The sequence below is a fragment of the Deltaproteobacteria bacterium genome, from assembly GCA_016213065.1.
GTDB lineage: Bacteria > UBA10199 > UBA10199 > SPLOWO2-01-44-7 > SPLOWO2-01-44-7 > JACRBV01.
In genome coordinates, this window is the sequence record JACRBV010000127.1 from 1 (window position 1) to 20,672 (window position 20,672).

The window sequence follows — 20,672 nt, forward strand, 5'->3', positions numbered from 1 at the left end:
CGTCCAATAGGATCATAGAAAAAATTCTGTATCCGTCTGTCGGGAGGGTCAAGGTAGATTATCTTTCCAAACGTTCCGTCGAAGCTCCGTCGCGTAATAAACTGCTTTCCGGAGACGGTGACGGTCTCCGTTTGGGGATACATATTATAAACGGTTTCATAGGTATACGTCGTGGTGCGGTTTAAGGGATTGGTGCGGGTGAGAACATTTCCATAGGAGTCATAGGTAAAAGAAGTCGTCAAATTCTTTTGAGCCGCGCCGTCTATCAGCAGTTCGGTCTGTGAGCTGAGATTTCCCTTCGGATCAAAAACTTTTGTGATCCGGTTACGCAGAATGCTCCCCCCCTCTTTTGCCGTGACAGTTTGCGCCCGCGAGGTGGTCAAAGTGCCAAATCCCGGAAGGGAAAGGGTCTGAAAATTTTCAAACACCATCTTATGAGGGGTATCCACACCCACCTCCCCGTCATCACTTTCCAAAGTCTTGTTTCCCGTGAGGCTGTCATAGTCCCAATTCTTTTTGGTAATCCTTCCCCCAACCCCCTCATAATCGCTTCGCACTTCCTCCAGCAGAAAAACATAACGGCGGGGATTTTGAATGTCATCCGGGAAGGTTAACTGCCAGTTCCGACTGATTTCATGGTGTTTGGAAATGCCTCTTCCATCCCGCGGCTCAAAATAAAAATTTTGGCGATAAATCCGACCGGAGAGAGAAATTTCATCCCACGGTGTCGAGTTTGTGGCGTGGTAATCGGGAGACACCTCCTGCGCGGGGAGAGGAGAAGAGAGATCCGTTGGCATATGCTCCGGAACAACTAGAAGTTTGCCGATGAACCCGCCGTCCCACGCTTGATAATACCAGCGGTGTTCGATGTTGCCGAGAGGGTCTCGAATCTCCACAAAATTGAAACCGTTGAAAGCTCTTCCTGCGGGATTAAAATAATCAGGATAAAAATAACCGCCGGCGTAGCGGATGTCGGTTGTTTTTGTTTCGCTTCCCTCCTCTACGGTCTGTTTGGTAATCACGTGCAAGGGCAAAGACAAAAGAGCATTGATAAAATGCGAGGCGGGTGTGTATTCGATTTTTGTATTCACACCGAGCCCGTTGGACATTTCGCGAAGCAGATAAAGACCGGAGCCTTTATCGGGACGGAAGGAAGCCATGCTGAGGCCGCCGCCACCGGAGGGCACAATCCGGTCCAGATAGCCGTCCCCATCCATATCCATAAATCCCGGATAAAAACCGTTGTAATTGATGATGCCCGAAAGATTGGCCCACGCCGGGTCCCGCGCTTCCAAAAAATTGGCGGTTTCGAATTTCCATCCCCGGTTCCAATAAACCCGGATTGTCTTGGCGGAAGGGTTTCCCACAACACGGTCAGCAAGCCCGTCGCGGTTGATGTCAATGAGGTCTGCCGTCTCTCCCATCGCAGAATCCCCGTTGGGATCCGGCATAAAATAACCCGCCGTATCCCAGCCATGGCCGTTGTTGAGGTAGATGTAGAATCCGTAGCCAACGCCATAAAAATTATCAGCCCATACGCGGTCCGGCAGGCCGTCGCCATTCATGTCCCTTGAAAAAATTTTTCCGCGGTATTGAAGAGGGATGGGATCCGTCCAGTCCTCAACCTGATCCGAAAAACGGTCCCCAAGATTTTTGTAGACATGGAGAACTTGGTCCTCCCATCGAATGCGGTCCGGGAGGCCATCTCCCGTCACGTCTTGAAGCATGAGGGAAGAAGAATCCATGTAGCCGCAAAAGAAATCCCGATCAGGGTAGGAGGGACTGCAAAACGGGTCCGCCCATATTTTGGCCCACTTCCATTCGGAACCGGTATTGATAGAAATAATAAAACCGGAAACGGAACTCCCGTCACGCATGGGAATATCTTTTCCGATATACACGCGGTCCGGAAGCATATCACCGTTCATGTCCATGATGCGGGCGTGAAACCCAAAATAACTATCGTCTGCGACAACGGCGCCGTCCAGAGGCGATTGATCCCATTTGTCTGTCCAATCGGTTGCAACATTTTGTGGACCGTTTGGAGAGCCGTAATAAACACTGAATTTGTGGTTTCCCGGGCGGCCCACCACACGGTCCAGATAACCGTCTCCGTTCATGTCAAAGAACCCGTGCGTTTCATCATAGAGGCTCAGATCATCACCGGTCAGGGCAATCGTCGTCTGCATCTGTGTTCCCCAAGGATCGGACCGCGTTCCGAGATTGGAATAGTTAAAAGTTTTTTGGGGAAGTTGGATGGTCTCTGAACCCTTTGATGCTGTTACGTTAATGGCCTTCAGAATGGGAGCAAGGGTGTTGGAAATGTCGTCATAAACAAATTCATAGGTGCGAACGATTTGATTTTGGTCTTCAACGCGGATTTTTTCCAGATGCCGACCCGTTGCCATCGAAAACGAAACGGGGCGATATAGAGATAGAGAGGGAGAGGTTCCACCGCCGACATAATCAAACCGGATCTGAAATTGGGCGGCGGCATCAATGGCACCACTGCTGTTTTCATGCTTTGTGTAAAAAATGGATTCCAGAGTGACTTCACCGTAAGCTCCGATGCGAAGTCTCCTAATGTAATTAAATTGAATGATGTTGCCGTTCAGATCGCGGATTTCTTCAAGGTACCAGCGAAAAATTCTTGGCGAAACGAAGTTATCCTGCAGGCGGGCCGTTTCCACGCTTCCATAAGTGTAGCGCACGCCCTGTTTGTCGTAGGCAATCCAATGATTGCCGGTGGGACCGCCGCAATAAAAGTAACGGATGAAATCGCCCGTCTCGACCTTGGCATTATATTCCTCGCAGTTGTTGGGTGCCAAACGATTCGAGTAAACCAATGGACGGCGCTGTCCCTCGGCAGAGAAAACAAAATCCCTTCCGTTATAATCAATGTTGTTCTGGGTACTGCGCTCGATGTATCCGGGATTCATATCCCAGCCAAAACCAAAAAGACTTGCCGCGTCCCGCCGATGACTGTTGTATTCTAAAACAAGTTTGGGTGTCAGACCCGCTCGACCCTCTGGTACTTCAATCTCAATCCGGTGGGTGGCCGCCCCCGTGAAATAATCATTCTGAGACGTTTCATTTGCACCCGAATCGCCGGCTCCTTCTACGGGAGGAGCAGATGGGCCAATCTCCATCGCCTTGGGTTCATCCGCGCGAGATAGGGAGGGCAAAGCTAAAACCAGAACAAAAATGGAAAGAAAAATTTTTCTCATCTTTTCAAAACCTTTTTGACGCTGACGTCGAAATCGTCAAAGGCGTCATCCTCCAGCGATACTGGAGGATTTTCCATCTTTTGATAGATTCTCAGAAAAAGAACCAGCCCATCTACGACGCCGGGCTGGCGCGCAAGTTTTTCCTTTTTCTTTCCTCCATTTTTTACCCCCAGCCTTTCTTGAAATTTTTTTGAAAATTCAGCGCGATCGAGATTTTGCCGCGTCTGAATCTCTTCGTCATAAAAAATGTCGAAGGCTGTTTTGAAAACAATCAGGATGTTGACGTGCCATCGTTCAGGATTGTCGGAAAATCCCTCACCGATGCTCTCCAAAAAAAGACTAAGCGCTTTTGCAACATCCCTGAGGCGGCCTTGGCTGGCCATTGGTGCAAGCTCTTTGTTGACAAGGTCGTTATACTGTTCCCGAGGAATGTTTCCAATTTCCTCATATACTTTCATCAGGGCAAAGTAGAACCTGCGTGAATGATCGGCATCGGGATTCAGTTCGATAATTTGTTTTTCGATTTCATGGGCCTTCTCAAAATCTCCGGTCATCTCCGCGCGCAGGGATTGTTCCTTCAATTCTTTTATCTTTTGTTCTTTTTTTGTCTTTTTTTCTTCTTCCGTTTCTTTGGATTCGCTTGACACCACGATTACCGTTTCTTCCGATGCTTTGGGTTTTTCCGGTTCGGTTTTCTTTTTTTCTTCCGGCATTTTTGGAGGAACCGGTTTCATAACGGAAACAGTCGGTTCCGGCGGCTTTGACGACACCGGAGAAAGAGGTAATGGCAGGGGTGGCGGCACTTTTTCCGCAAAGAGATTGTATAAAGACAATCCCGCAACAAAGGCCCAGTCGGCCTGATGTCCCGTGATAAAAAAACGGCCTTCAAGACCGGCAAAAAATCTTAAAGATTGGCGCGCACCGATAGGGATGCCAATCCCCGCCTCAAAACCCATCCCGACCCTAGCCGCCCAATCATTTTTCTGAACTCCCAAAACCCCGCGTCCCGTCAGGGCAAGGTCCATGAATTTCAAAAATCCTGAAGAATGGAGCCTCAAGCGTGCTGAAGGTCCGGCAAGATAGAATTTTTGCAAAACCCCTTCCAAGGTCAGCCCAAAATCCAGTGAAAGATTGGAATTGGGAGATTGTTCAAAACCGGCAGACAAACCCCATTCCGCGTCATTACCAAACCGAAGACGGGGCAAAGCCGCCCTGCTTCCTATGTTCCAGCCTGTAATTTCATCGAAGGACATCAGCCGCTCCTGTCTTTGCGAGATCTACTTCGATCCATGTGTCTTTTCCTTTGACGTCTGTTTTTCTTTTCAACAGGGTAATTCTGACCATCCGATAGCGCGGATCGCTGGTCTCAACAGCATTTCCCGCCAACATCATGAGGTCATCACTGCCATGTCCCCCATAGCTTTCCACCCACTGCGATTCGATGGGTCCAAGGGCCGGCATGGCCACAAAAGGTCCACCGATATTTATTTTTTTCTCGTCTTTACTACATTGCCCAATTTTTACTTTTCGTTTGTCCTCATTTTTGTAGTCTCCGCCGTAACAATAAAAACCTCCATTTGACCCACGGCGGGTGAGATATTCATAAGCATGTCTGGCGCGAGCCTGTGCCAGATTTATCATATCGTCTTCGCTTTGATGGGCCACACCCTTTTTATAAATTTCGCTGGCATAACCATCAATGAGAATCTTGTAGAGGATGTTTCTGGAATTATTCTGTCGCAAAAAACGGATCCATTCATCCAGCACAGGTTCGGCGAACCCTTTAGGTTCTCCAACGTCTTTTTGGGTAGATAACCGCAGATCAGGATCATCATTATTAAAGCGTATTTCAGCCGTTAGTTTTTCGGCTCCAGGGGGAAGCTTACATTCGAGGGAGTTCCATGCCTCAAGTGCCTCATCTTCCTCTTTGAGTTTTTGGAGGGACGTTTTCAGGCTGGCAAGTGTTGTTGTCGCCGCTGTTTTTACCCATGCGCGGATATCTTCCAGATATTGTTTCAGCTTGGCCGTGTAGCTTGCGCAATTGTCAAAAACGGGGAGGACAGGTAGCTGTTTAGGCCATGGAACTAATTGAGGATGTTCTTCAGGCGATATCTTTGGACAACTATAGCCTTTAGATTCCTGTGATATTTTCCTTGTCCATTGTTGCTGGCGAAGTTGTGCATTTCTTTTTTTTAGATTTTCGACCTCCGCGTTGAGAGTATTGCCTTCACCGACAACGGCATTGTAACTCGCCAACGCATTTCCAACTTTTTTCTCCAATCCCGCCAATCCTTCCATGCACTCGTCTTTTGGAGGACATGGGGGTGGGGGTGCCTCCACAATACTTCCAAGCGGCACCGAAAAAGCAACTCCCAAACCCTGCTCCCAATAGTCTCTGACGGGCGATCCGCCCTTAAATACTTGCAAACCGAGTCGATATCCTTCGCGTTCAAAAGAAAGCATGGCCATTCCTCCCATGCGGGCATCCAATCCTCCTTGAGGAATATCTCCTCCACCGAAATTAAGTTCCGACCACCCGAGACCCGCCGCAACCCCCGCTTCAAGTGTGAACATTCTTAACACGGGTAGAGGAATAAAGAGACGAACACCACCCTCCAAGTTGGCCAAGGCGCGAAATGAACCCAAGGCACCGTGATCCGCATGGGAAAAATGGGTACCGGCACCCAAATAAAATGATCTCCAATTTTCATGAGGATAAACTTTGCGTGCGTGGATACCATGAGTGTAATAGGTGAATTGCTCTCCGTTTTCATCGGAAAGCATAAGTTCCGAACGTGACAGATCATACTGTGCTTGCCAAAGCACCGTACTGGTTGGTTGCAGGGTGTTAGCATTTCCCATATTAACGTCCTCTCTGAATAGTAACGGTCACAACAGAATGTGCCGGGTCATTTGTTCGCAAGGTGAGATTGCCCGTGTAGGATGTACCGTCACTTACCATCATGTTGGCTTTACCCGTGGCGGATTCCAGCGTTTCATTTCCTTGAGACAAGCGTGCCGTGTCACGCTGAATAAAAAATCCGCCACTCAGACTCCAAGTAAATGTAAGTAGCTCTGAACCAACATTACGCCAATTCAAAACAGCAGGACCCGAACCGATCGTAATCAAAGTGGGTTCCAATTCGAGTGCCGGTCCCGGCACGGGAGATTGACTTCCCATCCAGTCGAAAAAGGGGATTTGCCATGTTGCCGTATCCGGACTGGGATAAAAAAGAGCCAGCGACGACTGCAGGCCTCGTGTCGAAATCAAGGGAGCCCAACCTGCCGCCACTGCTCCATCAATCGTCAGAGAAGAAACGGGGGATTGCACGGCAACCCATTGATAGTTTGCAAAATCTTTGAGCTCCAATTGATAGGCATTGGAATCTGCTCGTACATTGAGCCAACTTAGGGTCAATCGTCCGGAAAGGTCCAACACTACAGAAGGATGAAGTGCTGTGGTGCTGTCTTCGATGGTCAAGGGCGCGCTCCATTTATCAACATAATAAAGAGTTGCACTTTTTTCCTGCATTTGAAAACGAATCCCTTGTTCTTCCCAGCTGTAGGCAATCAATCCTCCGGCAATAGCCACGGAAGGATTTTCTCCCTGTGAAGAAATCGATCCGACAAATCGACTGTTGGGATCGGTACGGTTTGCTTCATAAATGGCATTTCCAATTTTACCGGTCTCATCGGTCCCTTCCTGCCAAACCACTGCCATGTTTCCATAAGAATCCAGAGCAATATCGGGATTGACACTGCGCGGATTGTAAATGGAACGAACATTAACCAACTGGTTTGGCCTATCCGCTCCGGTAACCGGAAACTCACGCAACATCACCTTATCCCGATTGACCCAAGCAACAACGGCATCATCATTTTGTTTGATGGCAAGACTTGCAATCTTGACATCCCCTCTCGGTCCCAAATTGGGCATTGGAAAAGAATCAACGGTGATTTTATCTCCGATGGGAGTTCCATTTGCTTCAAAGCGCTGAAAGAAAAGCGTAGACAATTCACCTGCAGAGCCCTGCTGCCACAACACCACATTTCTTCCCCGACTATCGATGGCAACTGCTTTGCGCAACGGACACAAATCGATATCGGGTTCCAACTGCGAGACTGAAAGAATCACCGTATCCGTTGCCTGTGTTGTTGTGCGCACTTTGAGACTGTGTCCGTTCGACCACAAAAGAGTTCCCGTGTGATTTGTTAAAGGATAAAAATGAGTGCAAGGGCGAGAGGTATCTATTTGTTGAAAAGCAGAAGATTGTTCTGCCACAAGATGAAAATAATCTTTGTTTAAAGGATAGGATAGATCGGTACATCCCTTGGCTTCCGCGATACCTGCAATGTCAGGACACTGATCTTCGCAATTTTTTATCCCATCACCGTCATTATCGCCGTCACAAAAAAGAGACGGATTTTCGGGATCAATCACAGCAATTTTCGGGGCACAGCCGTCTGACGAGCCGATGTGAGCTTCGTTGGGACATTGATCTCTGTCGTCGGGAACACCGTCGCCGTCAGTATCCATAGGAGGGTTTGGACCCGGAATAGCTTCCCGTTTGCACGGTTTTCTTCCTTCAGGCGTATCTTCCCAACATTCATTTTTTTCTTCGGGCTTTTTGTTGGCACATGCCGCCAGCGTCAATCCAAGTCCAACCAAATAAATCAAGGGTATCGGCATATTATTTGTACTCCGCAAACTCTCCGAGTTTGCTTCGCGACCCGGCAAAGCCGGGTCTTGACTTCATTCTCCTAATTCCAATCACACGCGTCTCCTATTCCATCTCTATCCGTGTCTGTTTGATCGAGGTTTGGAATAAGGGAACAATTGTCCACGGGAACCTCTTTCAAACAATGTTCCAAAGGCCCGTCGGAAACACCATCTCCATCGCTATCGGCAATCTGGGGAAATGTTTCACCCAAACTTAATTCGATAATACCGTTGTGATTGGTATCTTCTTCTCCATCGAGCAAACCGTCGCAATCTGTGTCGGGCAGAAGTGGATTCGTGTCTTCCTTTTCAGGGTTGTATCGTCCCTCTCCATGTGTTTCGACAAAGTCTTCGATTCCGTCACCATCGGTGTCGGCAAGATAGGCCGCTGTCTCGTTTGCATCGCGCTTACCATTGTGATTGGGATCTTCAAGACCATCGGGAAGGCCATCTCCATCCGTATCGGCATTGAAAGGATCACTCTCGCCCGGATCCACAATTCCATTGTGATTTGCATCTTCAATGCGGTCAGGTAGTCCATCCATATCCGAGTCCAGTTCCACAAGAAGCTTGGGAGAAAATTCACTCGTGTTCTGGCTTGGATCGACAGCCACGGCCACAAGCGGCGTGCCTAACGTCACGGGTTCTTTCAACTCGACGGAAAAATTTTCTTCATCGGATGAAATCGAAATCCGTTGCAAAAATGAAAGACCGTCGGCAAGTCCATCCGTTTCTCCGGAATCAGCGATGTAGAGATCGACAAACGTTCCACCTTGGCCTTTTCCGTATAGAACGATACGCCAGTCGGCCGGTTTGGAATAACGGTTGCGGACTTGCACCAATGACAACTCAGGACTGTTTAACAATGTGTTGGGACCTTCATCAGTATCGCCGAAATCGTTCTCGGTCACACCATCCGGTCCCAGATCAATCCCCAATTCCTTGTTGAGATTGAAAATATTGGGAGACAAAAGATTGTGAATGCTGTTTGACGATCCGGAAAGCCGAATTCCCGATTTGCCCTGATACTGAATGGTGTTTCGTTCCTTGGAATTCAGAGAACCAATCACATTATCATGTGCATCTCCAAAAAGATGAATGCCAAATCGCCAGTTGCTGACCTTGGGACAAGGGCTGTCCGCCATAGCGGCCTTGGGGAGGATCAGTTGACAACCTCCAATTGGAACCGATGCCGGTGACGAAGAGGGTGCCGCGTCGGGCGAAGCGGAAGGAACGACGGAAGGCTCGGTGGAAGGCAATGCAGTGAGGCCGGATTCCTTTTTTCCGTCTGATTCACGGGTTAATGCCTGTTGCTCCGTCTGATAATCACAGTTTTCCAAAGGGATTCCCAAAAAATTTCCAAGAAGGGTATTGCGGTTCCCCGTCACCTGAACGCCGTCCAGTTTGTTTTGGCTGAAGTGATTGTTGGTAATCGTGTTTTGATCACTGCCGACAAAAAGACCGACGTCATTTCCCTCGGCCAAATTCCCGGCATCCAGTACGCCAAAAGTCGAATCGGTAACCGTGTTGCCATTTCCAAAAAGACAAATAGCTATTGCCGATTTGGCAATTCTTTCATCCCGATTCGGATTGGCATAATTAACGATGTTCAGACGCGAAAGTGTGTTGCCCGAACTTTCCACGCGCAGGAGGCAGTTTTGCGTGTCGCTTACCTGCATGGGAATATTTTTTCCGGAAAGTGCATTGCGCCCACCACCCCTTCCAAAAATAAAAATCTTTCCGTTGCAACCAGCGGAAATGACAATAGGGCTCTTCAATGAAATCGTTGTTGAAAATCCAAACTGAATGGCGTCGTCACCAGTATCCTGACAGGCATGCTTGATCACATCGCGAAGGGAACCATCGAAGTCGTCATTGTCAACCGTTACCAATCTTTCCACACAATTGGCTGTGGGACACATTGGCGGCCAATCTGCCTTTGCCATTTGTGGCGACAACACCAGAATGATAAATAAAAGTTTTTTCATTGTCCCACCCCGCTCAAAATAATTCCATGTGACGCATTGGGAAAAACAACTCCCGGACCAACACTACGGACGACCGAACAGGCCCGCAAAGAAGAGACCTGCGTAGAATCATTCGTCACAAAGCAAAGTTGCGATGCATAATTTTTTGCAACAGTCGGTTTAAAGAAAATCGTGATGCGATTTGATCCATTCGGTGGAATGATAAGATGATCGGAAGAAAGTGAAAAACCATCTGTACTACTGCTCCCATCACTTCCAAAGTCGATCTTTTTGATAAAAAGTGCACCACTCCCATCATTAAAAATCACTAACTCCCGTTTACTTTCTGTCCCGATATTTTCCGTGCTAAAATTAATGGCCGTTGCGGCAAGACGCATCTTGGAAGGAGCTCCTAAGGCCTCTGCCAGCAGGGGAACCTGAAAAAGATTTTGGTCGGCCGCATTCCCACCGCGCACTTCCAACAATCCCTCATAGCTTCCGGTCCATTCGGGAGAAAAAATCACCTGCACCGTCCGACTTTTTCCCGGGGGAAGGATAAATCGACCGGGGAGCACAAGAAAATTGAGTGTCTGTCGTGTAAAAGCTGAAACGGTTAGCCTGCGATCGCTGTCCGGATTGGAAACAACAATCGTTTTTGGGGAACTGTCTGCCCCAACTACCGTCGATGAAAAGTTCAGGTGTGGATCGCTTTCCACTTTTAAGTGGGCCATCCCGACCCCAACCCCACTTGCAGAAATGGAAGATGGAAAATGGGCAATGTCATCCGACAAAATATCGAGTTTTGCATTCGCAGGGCCCATTGCTTGTGGCAAAAAATCGACCGCAATGGTGCGACTCTGATTTGGAGGTACCTCCACTACTTCCAGCATTTTATTAAAGTGACGAAACTGGGTTGGATTATTGCCGGACCAAAGACCGTTCGAAATGCGCAAAACTCTTCTGCCGCGATTTGTAATTGTAAAAAGTTTATGTTGTCCCGGTTGAGTTCCATACGCATCGCCCGCTCCAAAATTAAGAGACGTCACATCAACAGACAAAGTGGGCATTTGTGATAAATTGGGGTCCAGATTTCTGGCCACTTCAAACGGGTCAGCCATCTGGTCGTTGTCACTATCGGGATTTCTGGGATCTGTTCCATAATTATATTCCTGAATGTTCGTCAAAATATCATCGTCTTCATCAAGAGAATCTTGGGAAGATAGGGAAGGCAACCGGAATGTGCTAGAGATACTGCATTGTATTTCCGAACCATAATTGGCACAAAGCCGAATGCGATAATTTTTTCCGGTTGCAAAACCATAATGCGCGCTTCGATAGGGAAGAATAATGGAACGATTGTCATAAGGACGAATGGAATCCTGAAATAAAAACCAGGTGGTCCCGTTGTCTGGACTGACTTCCGCTTTGAAAGAAATCAAACTTGGCGTGACAATGGGATCGAACGTCAGAAGCAATCCATGATGAATCGCGCGAGGCAAAGAAACAGCCGGTTGTATTTGTAAAGACTGGGGAGCGGAAAAAGCAAGAGCACGGTCTGAAACCAGAAAAAACAGAAATAATGTCAACGCCACTATTTTCACGCACCGGACTTTATATAAAAATAAAACAACCTGTAAATGGTTATTTAATGTGTGTTTGATGTCTTCTTCCGTTTTTACTTTGTAGGTTGAAATTCCACCCTCAATAGGATTATCGAAGTAAAAAAAAGTTTATAATTTTTTGATTTTTTTAAATTTATCAAAGCAATCTTCATGCCATGTGCGAGAAAAGTCATATCGTGTTAAAAATCATACGGTTGGATGAAAAAGTGAAAGTGGATGTGTGTCGCAAAGTGTATCGGTTGTAATGCATGTGTAGCAGAAGTGGTGCAAACAATGTTTGCTTATTATAAAATGATCCCGTGTCTTTACCCCTTCCTTCCATCAGTCATTTTTCCAAGGATTTGATCCATGAAGGATTGGTCAGCAAGGAACAGTTGGCCGTTGCGAAGGTCAGTCAGGAGAATTTGGGGGAAGACCTTGGAAACATTCTCATCAAAAAAGGATTTATCAATGAAACACAATTGTTGGAATTTTTGAGCAGACATCTCAAAATTCCTTTCATCTCTCTCAAAGATAAAAAATTCGATCCGCAAATTTTGAGGGAAATTTCACCCACGGTTGCCAAACGCCACATGGTGATTCCACTCCAACGCAACAACAACAAAATAGAAGTGGCCATGGCCAATCCACTCAATACTTTTGCACTGGATGATCTCAAAATGTCATTCCATGAAGAGGTTGTTCCCTTTCTCGCGAGCCCCCGTGAAATACAGCAGGCGATTGAAAGCGCCTATGTCACCGAACACGACGGAGACGAATCCAAACACAGCGCCATTATTGAAACGATTACGGAAGGCACCGGTTTGGGAGAAATGGAATACAAAAAAATTCAGGAGATCGCTTCGGGTCCCAAAGTCATTTCCGTTGTCAATGAACTTATCAGCAAGGCGTGGAGTGAAAGAGCCAGTGACATTCACGTGGAACCTTTCAAAGACAAGAGCCGCATTCGTTATCGCATTGACGGCATTCTCATGGAAAAAAGTTTGCTTTCTAAAAACATGCATCTGGCTGTGGTCTCCCGCATTAAAATCATGGCGGGGCTCGATATTGCGGAACACAGAGTTCCGCAGGATGGAAGAGTGCGCATGCGACTTGTGGGACGCACGTTGGATTTGCGTATCTCCACCTGCCCCACGCAATATGGAGAGAAAGTTGTGCTTAGACTTCTATCGAAAGAATCGCTTCGTGATATTGATGATTTGGGATTTTCCACGGAACAACGCAAACTGTTCTCCGACATCATCAACAAAAGTCATGGCATCTTTTTGGCCACCGGACCCACCGGAGCCGGAAAATCCGCAACGCTCTACGCCGCCTTGGCCCGCATCAATTCTCCCGAAAGCAACATCATCTCGATTGAAGACCCGATTGAAAGTGAGATTGAAGGCATCGCGCAAATTTCCGTCAACCCAAAAGCGGGCCTGACTTTTGCGAGTATTCTGCGTTCTGTGTTGAGGCAAGATCCCGATGTCATCATGATTGGAGAAATCCGGGATGCTGAAACAGCAAGCATTGCCGTGCGAGCCGCCATCACGGGACATCTTGTTTTATCAACCCTGCATACCAACACCGCCGCCGGTGCGATTTCACGCCTGCTGGATTTGGGAGTCGAACCCTTTCTGCTCAGCACAGCCCTGCAAGGAGTTTTGGCCCAAAGACTTGTGCGAAAAATTTGCAAGGAATGCCGCGAACCGATTCAGATTGACACATCAAAACTGGGACCCTACGCAAAACTCGTCAAGAAAGCCTTCCGCGGGAAGGGTTGCAAAAATTGCCATCTCTCGGGGTACAGCGGACGCATCGGAATTTTTGAAATGGCTCCTGTTGATGACAGCATCCGCCAATTGATTTACAATCGCGCCAACGATACGGAAATTGAAAAGCAATTGCGGGCCATGGGTTTTGTTGACATGCGCAAGGATGGTTTCAGCAAGGTGGAACAAGGAATCACCACATTAGAAGAGGTATTGCGTGTAACACAGGAGGATTGATGCCGTTGTTTGCCTACCGCGCCCGCGATCAAAGAGGAATCCTTGTTACCGGTTATCTGGAAGGTCTGGCCTCGGAAATTATCAAAGGGGTTCTGTCAGAGCAGGGATTAATTCCACTCTCGGTTAAACTGGTTCAAAGAAAAAGCGAGTGGATCCCGCAATTCCATTTTCTCAAAAAAGTAAAAGATGAAGAAATTGTTTTGATGACACGCCAATTCTACACGCTCTTCAAGGCCGGCATGAGCATGGAATCTCTTCTGGGCACGCTCTCGAGACAAACAAAAAATAAAACATTGCAGGAAACTCTGCAACGAATTCAAACCGATATTTCTCAAGGCTCCACACTGGCCAAAGCCTTTGCCAAACACCCAAAAATTTTTAATGACCTCTACATCAGCATGTTGCAGGCAGGCGAAGAAGCGGGAATTTTGGAAATGGTTTTGAAAAATTTGGCGGAACTGCTTCAAAAGGAAGTTGAAATCAGGGCGGGAGTCAAATCGGCCATGCTTTATCCCAAAATAGTGATCTTCGTCTTAACCATCGCCATTTCGGTCATGCTGGTTTGGGTCATTCCTGAATTTGCAAAATTTTATGCCCACTATAAGGCGACGCTTCCACTCCCGACCCGCATCCTTCTGGGCATGAGTCATATTCTTCGCTACTATGGTTGGATTGTCGCGCTGATAGGAATCGGCATCTATCTCACCCTGCACCGCTATTACCAAACTCCGCGCGGAAAATTCCGGATCGACAAATTTCGATGGAATATGCCTGTCTTTGGCAGTCTCAGCCAAAAAATAGCCAATAGCCGTTTCGCCTATATTCTGGCCGCCCTTTATCAAAGCGGTCTTTCCATTACCAAAAGTCTGGGATTGGTTGAGAAGGTAATTGACAACGAAGTGATGGCCAAAGACATGCGTCTTATCCGGGCACAAATCGAAAAGGGACAAAGCATTTCCGAATCAATGAGAGGCGCTACTTCGTTTACACCCATGCTCATTGAGGCAACGGCCATCGGGGAAAAAACAGGATCGCTGGATGACATGCTTCACAGCCTCGGAGAACATTACGATATCGAAATCCACCACATGATTAAAAACCTCACAACATTGCTGGAACCACTACTCCTTGTCCTTATTTTCGGCATGGTGGCCCTTTTCGCGCTGGCTATCTTTTTACCCATCTGGAATTTATCCGGCGCAGTCATGCATTCTTAAGGTGGGTAAAGCTTAGTTCTAGACAGAACTTTCACAAAGACTTAAAATCATTTACGGAGCAAATAATCTGAAACTAAAAAGGGGGGAGAATATGTTAAAGAAGCAAAAAGGTTTTACGCTGATCGAATTGGTCCTCGTGATTTCCATCTTGGGGATTCTGGCGATTGCGGCATTGCCTTCGTTTATCAACGTGAGCACGCAGGCAAGGCAAGCTTCGCGAGATGGAGTTGTGGGTGCGGTTCGGTCAGGAATTGCTCTTTATAGAGCAAACGACTTGGTCGTGAATGGCGCTCCGGGAAATTATCCCGCATTGCTGGACGCGGCCGCGGCGACATCAACGGCAGGGGCCGGCAATTTGTTTTACAACAACGTCTTGAGTCAGGGCATTGCCGACGGGAACTGGACAAAAGGTGCAAGTACAACGATATATATCTACGATGATGGCACCACAACTTACACGTACACGTATACCCCAGCTACCGGCGCCTTTACGAGTCCGACCGCTCCATAAGTTTACGACAGAGCGTAGTAATCGACGGATAGCCTGTCATTCTGAGCCGCAGGCGAGGGATCTCAAGTTGATGCAAAGGAGATCCTTCACTTCGCTCAGGATGACAGCTTCTTTCTTATTGTAGAGATGCGCAGGTATTTGATTTTTTGAAAGGAGGCGGTTTGTATCAGAGGCTTTACTTACATTGAGATTGTTATTGTAATGCTCGTGCTTGGCCTCTTCGTCGTGACCCTCATTCCCAAAGACAGCTTTCAACGTTTCAATCTGGAAACAGCTGTTAGCAAAGTAACGGAAGATATTCACTACACACAAGAACTTGCTCAAACAACCAGCACAAACTGTGGTATCAACTTTGTCGCAAGCGGAAGTTATACTATTTATAAGGGAAGTACTGCGACACCCGTTACAAACCCTCTCACCAAACAGGCGTTCGTCTACACCTTCTCCGATAATTTTAAGAACGTAAACATTTTGAACAATCTTCAGGTGGAATTTAACACAATCGGGAAACCGGTTTTGGGGGGAGGCCAAACAGTCAACATCACGGACGGCACCACAACCGCCAATTTGCTGATTACCAACAATACCGGTTTGGTGCAGAGACAATAAGAGACAATGATCTTTATGAAACAAAGAGGATTTACATTGATTGAGGCAATTCTGACACTGACCATTTTGGCCGGTGGCATTGTGGGTGTATTAACTCTCTACCAGCGCAATATCGCAAACTCAGATGAAATGGAACAGACTCTCATCGCCACATTGTTGGCAGAGGAAAAGCTGGAGCAGATTGTTCACGATAAAAAATACAAACTCTACCCTTACATTGTTACAGCCAATTATCCGGCTACGGAAAATCTGACTGCGGAGGGCTATCCCGCTTATACCCGTACGATTACCATTCAAGAGGTGAGGAGCACGGATCTGATAACACCTCAAAGCGGAACCGGATATAAGAGAGTAACGGTGGGCGTCTCCATCACCGGAGGTCCTACAATTACTTTCGATACGCTACTGACACAATGGGGAGAATTCTGATGCGCCAAAAAGGATTTACACTTGTTGAAGTCATATTGACCATTGTGGTCATTGGAATTCTTTTTGCCGTCAGTAGTATTGTCCTCCGACAGGGACTTGATTCCTATTCCCATATCCTCAACAGGAGCAACAATCTGCAAACAACCCGCTACGCCATGGAGCGCATGATTCGCGAATTGACTCTGGTTGGAGATACGAACCCCACCAATATTCAGAATATCCAGTCGGACAGAATCACTTATGTTGACTCCGACAGCAACACCACCAACTTTAACTTTGCGAACGGAACACTTTATCGCAGCACAGACCCGCTTCTAAACAATGTTACGGCAGTTACCTTCACCGGATTCAAGGATACGGGCGCAACAACCACGGCGGGAAATCAGGTTCGCCGTGTCCGCATTCAATTATCAACACTTCCGCCAAACCAAACAACGCCATTAAATTTAAGAACAGACATATTTATTCGAAACTACATGTATGAAAATTTCAGATAGCAAAAAAGGGATCTCAACTCTGGCCGCTTTGTTTACGCTCCTAAGCCTTGTGGCCATGGGCGTCGTGATTGCCTATCTGGTGGCCGGCGGTTCGGAAGGGCGAACGAATCATCTCACTTCCACTCAGGCATTTTATGTCACGCAGGCCGGTATTGAATACGGAGTTCGCAAAATCTATGAAGCGGCCAGTCCCGTTGTCAACCCCCCGGGCATCAATTTTGGAAACGGCTCTTTCACGATCGGCCAATCCGGGAGAACTCTTACCGTCACGGGAACTGTGGGAAACGCGGTGCGTGTTTACAGAGTTGACAGCCCCACACAGGCCGACTGCACCGTTATCGATACGAGCAACTACAACATGCAAGACCATGAAAAATCCGTTTCCCAAATCACCTTTCGCAAAATTTGTCTGGTTTCGATCACCATCGACAAAATGCAGTTTGATTGGGTTACCAACGGCGGCGAGAAACTGAAAAAAATCAAAATTGAATCCAGCACGGTTTACGACAACCCGTCAGGAAGCCCTTCGGGGACTCTTCTGGACACCGCGGACTTCACGGCAACCACGGGAAACAACAACGTCATCAACCGGATTGAATGGAACAGTGAGATGGAAGAAAAAACAGTGACGATGACGTGGACTTTCACGGACAACAGCACCAAAACTACCACCTTTGGACCATTGGAAGATTGATTGTCCCATTTCTCCATGCTATGGTCCTCCCATGTATCGCGAATTTTTTGGATTTGAAGAAAAACCGTTCAACGTCACCCCCGATACTCGCTATCTTTTTCTTTCTCCGGTTCATGAAGGGGTTTTGCAGATTCTTCGCTACGGCATTCATGAGCGAAAAGGTTTTCTTTTGCTTACCGGAGAGGTGGGCACCGGAAAAACAGTCAGCATTCGGGCACTTCTTAACGAGATCAACCATTCTGTCGCAACCAGTTTGATTCTCAACCCGCAACTCTCACGCCTCGAACTTCTCAAAACAATCAATCGGGATTTTGGAAGAGAATTGAAACGGAATTCCTTCAAGGAACAGATCGACTGTTTAAATCAATTTGTTTTGGAATGCGCCGATCAGGGAAGAAATGCGCTCGTTATTATCGACGAAGCCCAAAATCTGTCTCTGGAAGCCCTTGAAATGACAAGACTTTTATCAAATCTCGAAACAGAGACTACCAAACTTCTTCAAATCATTCTTGTGGGACAATCGGAGCTCGAAGAAAAACTGGCTCGTACGGACCTCCGGCAGTTGCGACAACGCATCCAAATGCATTGCAAACTGACCCCTCTCGACTTGGATCAAACCGAACGCTATATCACTTTCCGCATTCAAAAAGCAGGGCCGAAATCTTCCGTCGCGTTTGAAAAATCGGCGGTACAGTTTGTTCACAATTTTTCAAAAGGGGTACCCCGTCTCATCAACACTCTCTGCGATTTTAGTCTTGTCACCGCCTATTTGAAAAATTCCCGCATCATCACAAAATCGATTGTGAGTGAGGCCTTTTCCGAGATTAAAGGAGATATTCCCTATGTCGCTCATATTTGACGCGCTGAAAAAAGCAGAAAAAGACCAACAAAAAAATCCCGATGCACCGTTGAAACTTCCGAATCCGATACTTCAGGAAAACCGCGCGAATGCTCAAAAGAGAATTCTGATTCTCCTTGCGCTACTTCTAATCAGTGCGGGGTTTCTTGCTTACCTCCGTTTTTTTAAAAAATCTTCTGTGACCGCGCAAACCGCACCCACTCCCATTACCGCAGAAGGAAAAAAAGGAGACTCTTCTGATCCAAACTTTCTCAAAGAAAAAGCGACAACCTTGGCCCACGACAACAAACTGGAAGAAGCGCAAATAATTTGGCAAAAACTCACATTGCTTTTACCAACGGACTCCGAAGTCTACAACAATCTGGGATTTGTCCTTAAAAAAATGGGGAAAAAAGAAGAAGCGTATCAGGCTTATCATCAGGCATTAGCTTTAAGGAAGGAATATCCGGAGGCATCCAATAATTTGGGTGTGCTTCTGTTGGAAGACGGGGTTCGTACATCGGCCAAATCGGAATTTCAAAAAGCAATCAGCCTCGCCCCAAATTATGCGGACCCTCATTTCAATCTCGCCCTCGTTTTGGAGCAGGAAGGAAGTCTTAAAGAAGCCGCGGATCAATACAAAACTTTTCTACAACTTTCTCCTAATTTGGAAGAGGGATTCAGAAAAAAGATCGAAGAAAAAATCACGCGGTTTAAAATCCAATGATACCGATCCCTTTTTTAAAAAAATTTCAAAGACAGGACACCATCGGCCTTGACTGGGGCCTCGAAGATTTGAAATGGCTCAAACTCCAAACGCTGAGTTCCGGCCATCGCAAAATTTGTTATCTCGATTATCTTCCCCTCCCCTCCGATGAAAAAGAAGCCTCCGCAGTACTCAAAGATTATGTTTTGAAAAAGGGTTTAACGGGAACCCCCACTGCCGTTTCGTTTCAGGAAGAGGGGCTGGCCATTCGCAGACTGGAACTGCCGCGCATGCCGCCTGATGATCTGCAGGAAGCTGTGCGCTGGCAAATGCGTGATATCGCCGAAGGCTCGATGGATGATTACCTCGTCCGTTATTCTCTTTTGGAGGAAACAACCACGCCCGAAATGGTGCGTCTGACACTTCTGGGTTACGCCATCAAAAGAAGCGCCATTCAACATCAGACAATTCTTTTACAGAAAGCCGGTTTGAAACCTTTTTTTCTGGAACCGACTCCCGTCTCACTGGCCTTCGCGGTTGAAAAAACCTGCCCTTCCGCCGAACATGAATGGACCGCCTGCGTGGATGTGGGCAGAAAACGCGCCTATTTTTTGGCTATCGGAAACGGGAAACTCCATTTTGTGCGTTTCCTTTCCGGTGTTGCGCTGGAACAGATGGGAGAAACGTCTGAAGACTACGCCACAAAACTTGCGGTTGAAATTCAGCATGCCGTTGATGCTTTTTCCATTGCCTATCAGGTCGAAAAAATCAAAAAAATATTTTTGGCGGGGGGAGGAGCCGGCATTGAAAAACTGCCCGATTTTCTGACAAAAAATTTGGGCATTTTTACGGAGGTGTTGAACCCATTGGCGGGGTTGGAAGGAACAAAAGGATTTAAGCTGGGTCTGGAAAAACCATATCTTTTCGGACCAGCTCTCGGTTTGGCTTTTTTAAAACCGTAAAAACAAATGATACATCGAATTAATTTTATCGAAGAAGAAAGTCTTCAAGTTACTTATGGCACCTTGCTGATGAGCTTTGGTGTTGCCTTTGCAATCTGTCTTCTTTTGTTTTTGGCCGCTCTGTTCGGATCAATTCGGGCTAAAAGCAATGTCTCGCATCTCTCCGCCGATATTACAAAACTAAAGCAACAACGCGAGGCGCTCCTGCAACAGGAAGAGATCATTCAGGGAAATCAGGCTTTCATCACCGTTCATACCCTTCTCAAAAAAGAACCCTCATGGTCCCAACTTTTTCAGGGAATCTCCGCTTCTCTTCCATCCAATGTCTGGCTCGTTAGTTTCAAAAGTGCCGACAAGGAAGACAGCCCCTCCAAGAAGGGGCTACTGCTCAACGGACTGGCTAGAAAACCACAATCCTTGGCTCTTTTTTTGACAGCACTGGAAAAAATTCCCCAATTCGAAAAAGTTGTTTTGACCTCTTCAAAAGAAGAGAATGGATTGTTTAATTTTAGTGTCAGTTGTGATATCAGTACCGGCTTAAAAAGGTAGATAATGGATCTCAAAGAAAAAGCGAATCCGCGAGAACAATTGTTGGGCTTTTTGCTCATCATTGCCCTCTTTGTGATGTTTCTTCGTGTGTTTTATTTTCCAAAACGGGAAGCGTCTCAGGGATTTGGCAGGC

At 47.0% G+C, this 20,672-nt stretch carries 17 protein-coding genes; 11 read left to right on the forward strand and 6 right to left on the reverse strand.

Features of this window, described 5'->3' with window-relative positions; translation table 11 throughout:
* The 6 genes from HY877_07445 to HY877_07470 all read right to left on the reverse strand — a co-directional run.
* The coding region (locus tag HY877_07445; protein ID MBI5300105.1) for a VCBS repeat-containing protein at positions 1-3,227 on the reverse strand (3,227 nt) is incomplete at its 3' end.
* Positions 3,224-4,480, reverse strand: coding sequence for a hypothetical protein (locus HY877_07450; protein MBI5300106.1), 1,257 nt, complete (start codon positions 4,478-4,480; stop codon positions 3,224-3,226). The genes HY877_07450 and HY877_07445, both read right to left, overlap by 4 nt.
* Positions 4,467-6,089, reverse strand: coding sequence for a hypothetical protein (locus tag HY877_07455; protein ID MBI5300107.1), 1,623 nt, complete (start codon positions 6,087-6,089; stop codon positions 4,467-4,469). Before HY877_07455 ends, HY877_07450 begins: the two co-directional genes overlap by 14 nt.
* A 1-nt stretch (position 6,090) precedes the next feature.
* On the reverse strand, positions 6,091-7,917 hold the full coding sequence (locus HY877_07460; protein MBI5300108.1) for a thrombospondin type 3 repeat-containing protein: 1,827 nt from the start codon (positions 7,915-7,917) through the stop codon (positions 6,091-6,093).
* Positions 7,918-7,988: 71 nt separating this feature from the next.
* A complete protein-coding gene (locus HY877_07465; protein MBI5300109.1) occupies positions 7,989-9,935 on the reverse strand; it encodes a hypothetical protein in 1,947 nt (648 codons plus the stop codon).
* The gene (locus HY877_07470; protein MBI5300110.1) at positions 9,932-11,515 is read right to left on the reverse strand and encodes a choice-of-anchor D domain-containing protein; all 1,584 of its coding nucleotides are present in this window, start codon (positions 11,513-11,515) and stop codon (positions 9,932-9,934) included. Before HY877_07470 ends, HY877_07465 begins: the two co-directional genes overlap by 4 nt.
* A gap of 320 nt (positions 11,516-11,835) precedes the next feature.
* Here HY877_07470 and tadA point away from each other — a divergent pair, with 320 nt between their 5' ends.
* From tadA to HY877_07525, 11 genes are all read left to right on the forward strand, one after another.
* Positions 11,836-13,527 carry a Flp pilus assembly complex ATPase component TadA gene (gene tadA / locus HY877_07475; protein ID MBI5300111.1) on the forward strand — a complete coding sequence of 564 codons (1,692 nt, stop codon included), beginning with the start codon at positions 11,836-11,838 and terminating at the stop codon, positions 13,525-13,527.
* Positions 13,527-14,744 (forward strand): type II secretion system F family protein, encoded by a 1,218-nt coding sequence (locus HY877_07480; GenBank protein MBI5300112.1) that lies wholly within the window; start codon positions 13,527-13,529, stop codon positions 14,742-14,744. The genes tadA and HY877_07480 overlap by 1 nt, the downstream gene beginning before the upstream one ends.
* 91 nt (positions 14,745-14,835) lie before the next feature.
* Positions 14,836-15,255 (forward strand): type II secretion system protein, encoded by a 420-nt coding sequence (locus HY877_07485; GenBank protein ID MBI5300113.1) that lies wholly within the window; start codon positions 14,836-14,838, stop codon positions 15,253-15,255.
* A 201-nt stretch (positions 15,256-15,456) separates the two neighbouring features.
* Positions 15,457-15,864, forward strand: coding sequence for a hypothetical protein (locus HY877_07490; protein ID MBI5300114.1), 408 nt, complete (start codon positions 15,457-15,459; stop codon positions 15,862-15,864).
* A 15-nt stretch (positions 15,865-15,879) separates the two neighbouring features.
* Positions 15,880-16,293, forward strand: a complete 414-nt coding sequence (locus tag HY877_07495; protein MBI5300115.1) for a prepilin-type N-terminal cleavage/methylation domain-containing protein — start codon at positions 15,880-15,882, stop codon at positions 16,291-16,293.
* Positions 16,293-16,790, forward strand: coding sequence for a type II secretion system protein (locus tag HY877_07500; GenBank protein MBI5300116.1), 498 nt, complete (start codon positions 16,293-16,295; stop codon positions 16,788-16,790). The genes HY877_07495 and HY877_07500 overlap by 1 nt, the downstream gene beginning before the upstream one ends.
* The gene (locus tag HY877_07505) at positions 16,774-17,484 is read left to right on the forward strand and encodes a hypothetical protein (GenBank protein ID MBI5300117.1); all 711 of its coding nucleotides are present in this window, start codon (positions 16,774-16,776) and stop codon (positions 17,482-17,484) included. The genes HY877_07500 and HY877_07505 overlap by 17 nt, the downstream gene beginning before the upstream one ends.
* Positions 17,485-17,515: 31 nt before the next feature.
* A complete protein-coding gene (locus HY877_07510) occupies positions 17,516-18,343 on the forward strand; it encodes an AAA family ATPase (GenBank protein MBI5300118.1) in 828 nt (275 codons plus the stop codon).
* Positions 18,327-19,049: a tetratricopeptide repeat protein gene (locus tag HY877_07515; protein MBI5300119.1), complete on the forward strand. Its 723-nt coding sequence runs from the start codon at positions 18,327-18,329 to the stop codon at positions 19,047-19,049. The genes HY877_07510 and HY877_07515 overlap by 17 nt, the downstream gene beginning before the upstream one ends.
* Positions 19,046-19,990, forward strand: a complete 945-nt coding sequence (gene pilM, locus HY877_07520; protein ID MBI5300120.1) for a pilus assembly protein PilM — start codon at positions 19,046-19,048, stop codon at positions 19,988-19,990. Before HY877_07515 ends, pilM begins: the two co-directional genes overlap by 4 nt.
* Positions 19,991-19,996: 6 nt before the next feature.
* Positions 19,997-20,539: a PilN domain-containing protein gene (locus HY877_07525; GenBank protein MBI5300121.1), complete on the forward strand. Its 543-nt coding sequence runs from the start codon at positions 19,997-19,999 to the stop codon at positions 20,537-20,539.
* The last annotated feature ends 133 nt before the right edge of the window (positions 20,540-20,672 follow it).

Bases quoted from the DNA above. Each gene is read 5' to 3' on its own strand.
- HY877_07460 (MBI5300108.1), bottom strand. From the start codon at position 7,917: ATGCCGATACCCTTGATTTATTTGGTTGGACTTGGATTGACGCTGGCG.
- HY877_07510 (MBI5300118.1), top strand. From the start codon at position 17,516: ATGTATCGCGAATTTTTTGGATTTGAAGAAAAACCGTTCAACGTCACC.
- HY877_07485 (MBI5300113.1), top strand. From the start codon at position 14,836: ATGTTAAAGAAGCAAAAAGGTTTTACGCTGATCGAATTGGTCCTCGTG.
- pilM (MBI5300120.1), top strand. From the start codon at position 19,046: ATGATACCGATCCCTTTTTTAAAAAAATTTCAAAGACAGGACACCATC.
- HY877_07455 (MBI5300107.1), bottom strand. From the start codon at position 6,089: ATGGGAAATGCTAACACCCTGCAACCAACCAGTACGGTGCTTTGGCAA.
- HY877_07515 (MBI5300119.1), top strand. From the start codon at position 18,327: ATGTCGCTCATATTTGACGCGCTGAAAAAAGCAGAAAAAGACCAACAA.
- HY877_07525 (MBI5300121.1), top strand. From the start codon at position 19,997: ATGATACATCGAATTAATTTTATCGAAGAAGAAAGTCTTCAAGTTACT.
- HY877_07495 (MBI5300115.1), top strand. From the start codon at position 15,880: ATGAAACAAAGAGGATTTACATTGATTGAGGCAATTCTGACACTGACC.
- HY877_07500 (MBI5300116.1), top strand. From the start codon at position 16,293: ATGCGCCAAAAAGGATTTACACTTGTTGAAGTCATATTGACCATTGTG.
- HY877_07490 (MBI5300114.1), top strand. From the start codon at position 15,457: ATGCTCGTGCTTGGCCTCTTCGTCGTGACCCTCATTCCCAAAGACAGC.
- HY877_07480 (MBI5300112.1), top strand. From the start codon at position 13,527: ATGCCGTTGTTTGCCTACCGCGCCCGCGATCAAAGAGGAATCCTTGTT.
- HY877_07505 (MBI5300117.1), top strand. From the start codon at position 16,774: ATGAAAATTTCAGATAGCAAAAAAGGGATCTCAACTCTGGCCGCTTTG.
- HY877_07450 (MBI5300106.1), bottom strand. From the start codon at position 4,480: ATGTCCTTCGATGAAATTACAGGCTGGAACATAGGAAGCAGGGCGGCT.
- HY877_07465 (MBI5300109.1), bottom strand. From the start codon at position 9,935: ATGAAAAAACTTTTATTTATCATTCTGGTGTTGTCGCCACAAATGGCA.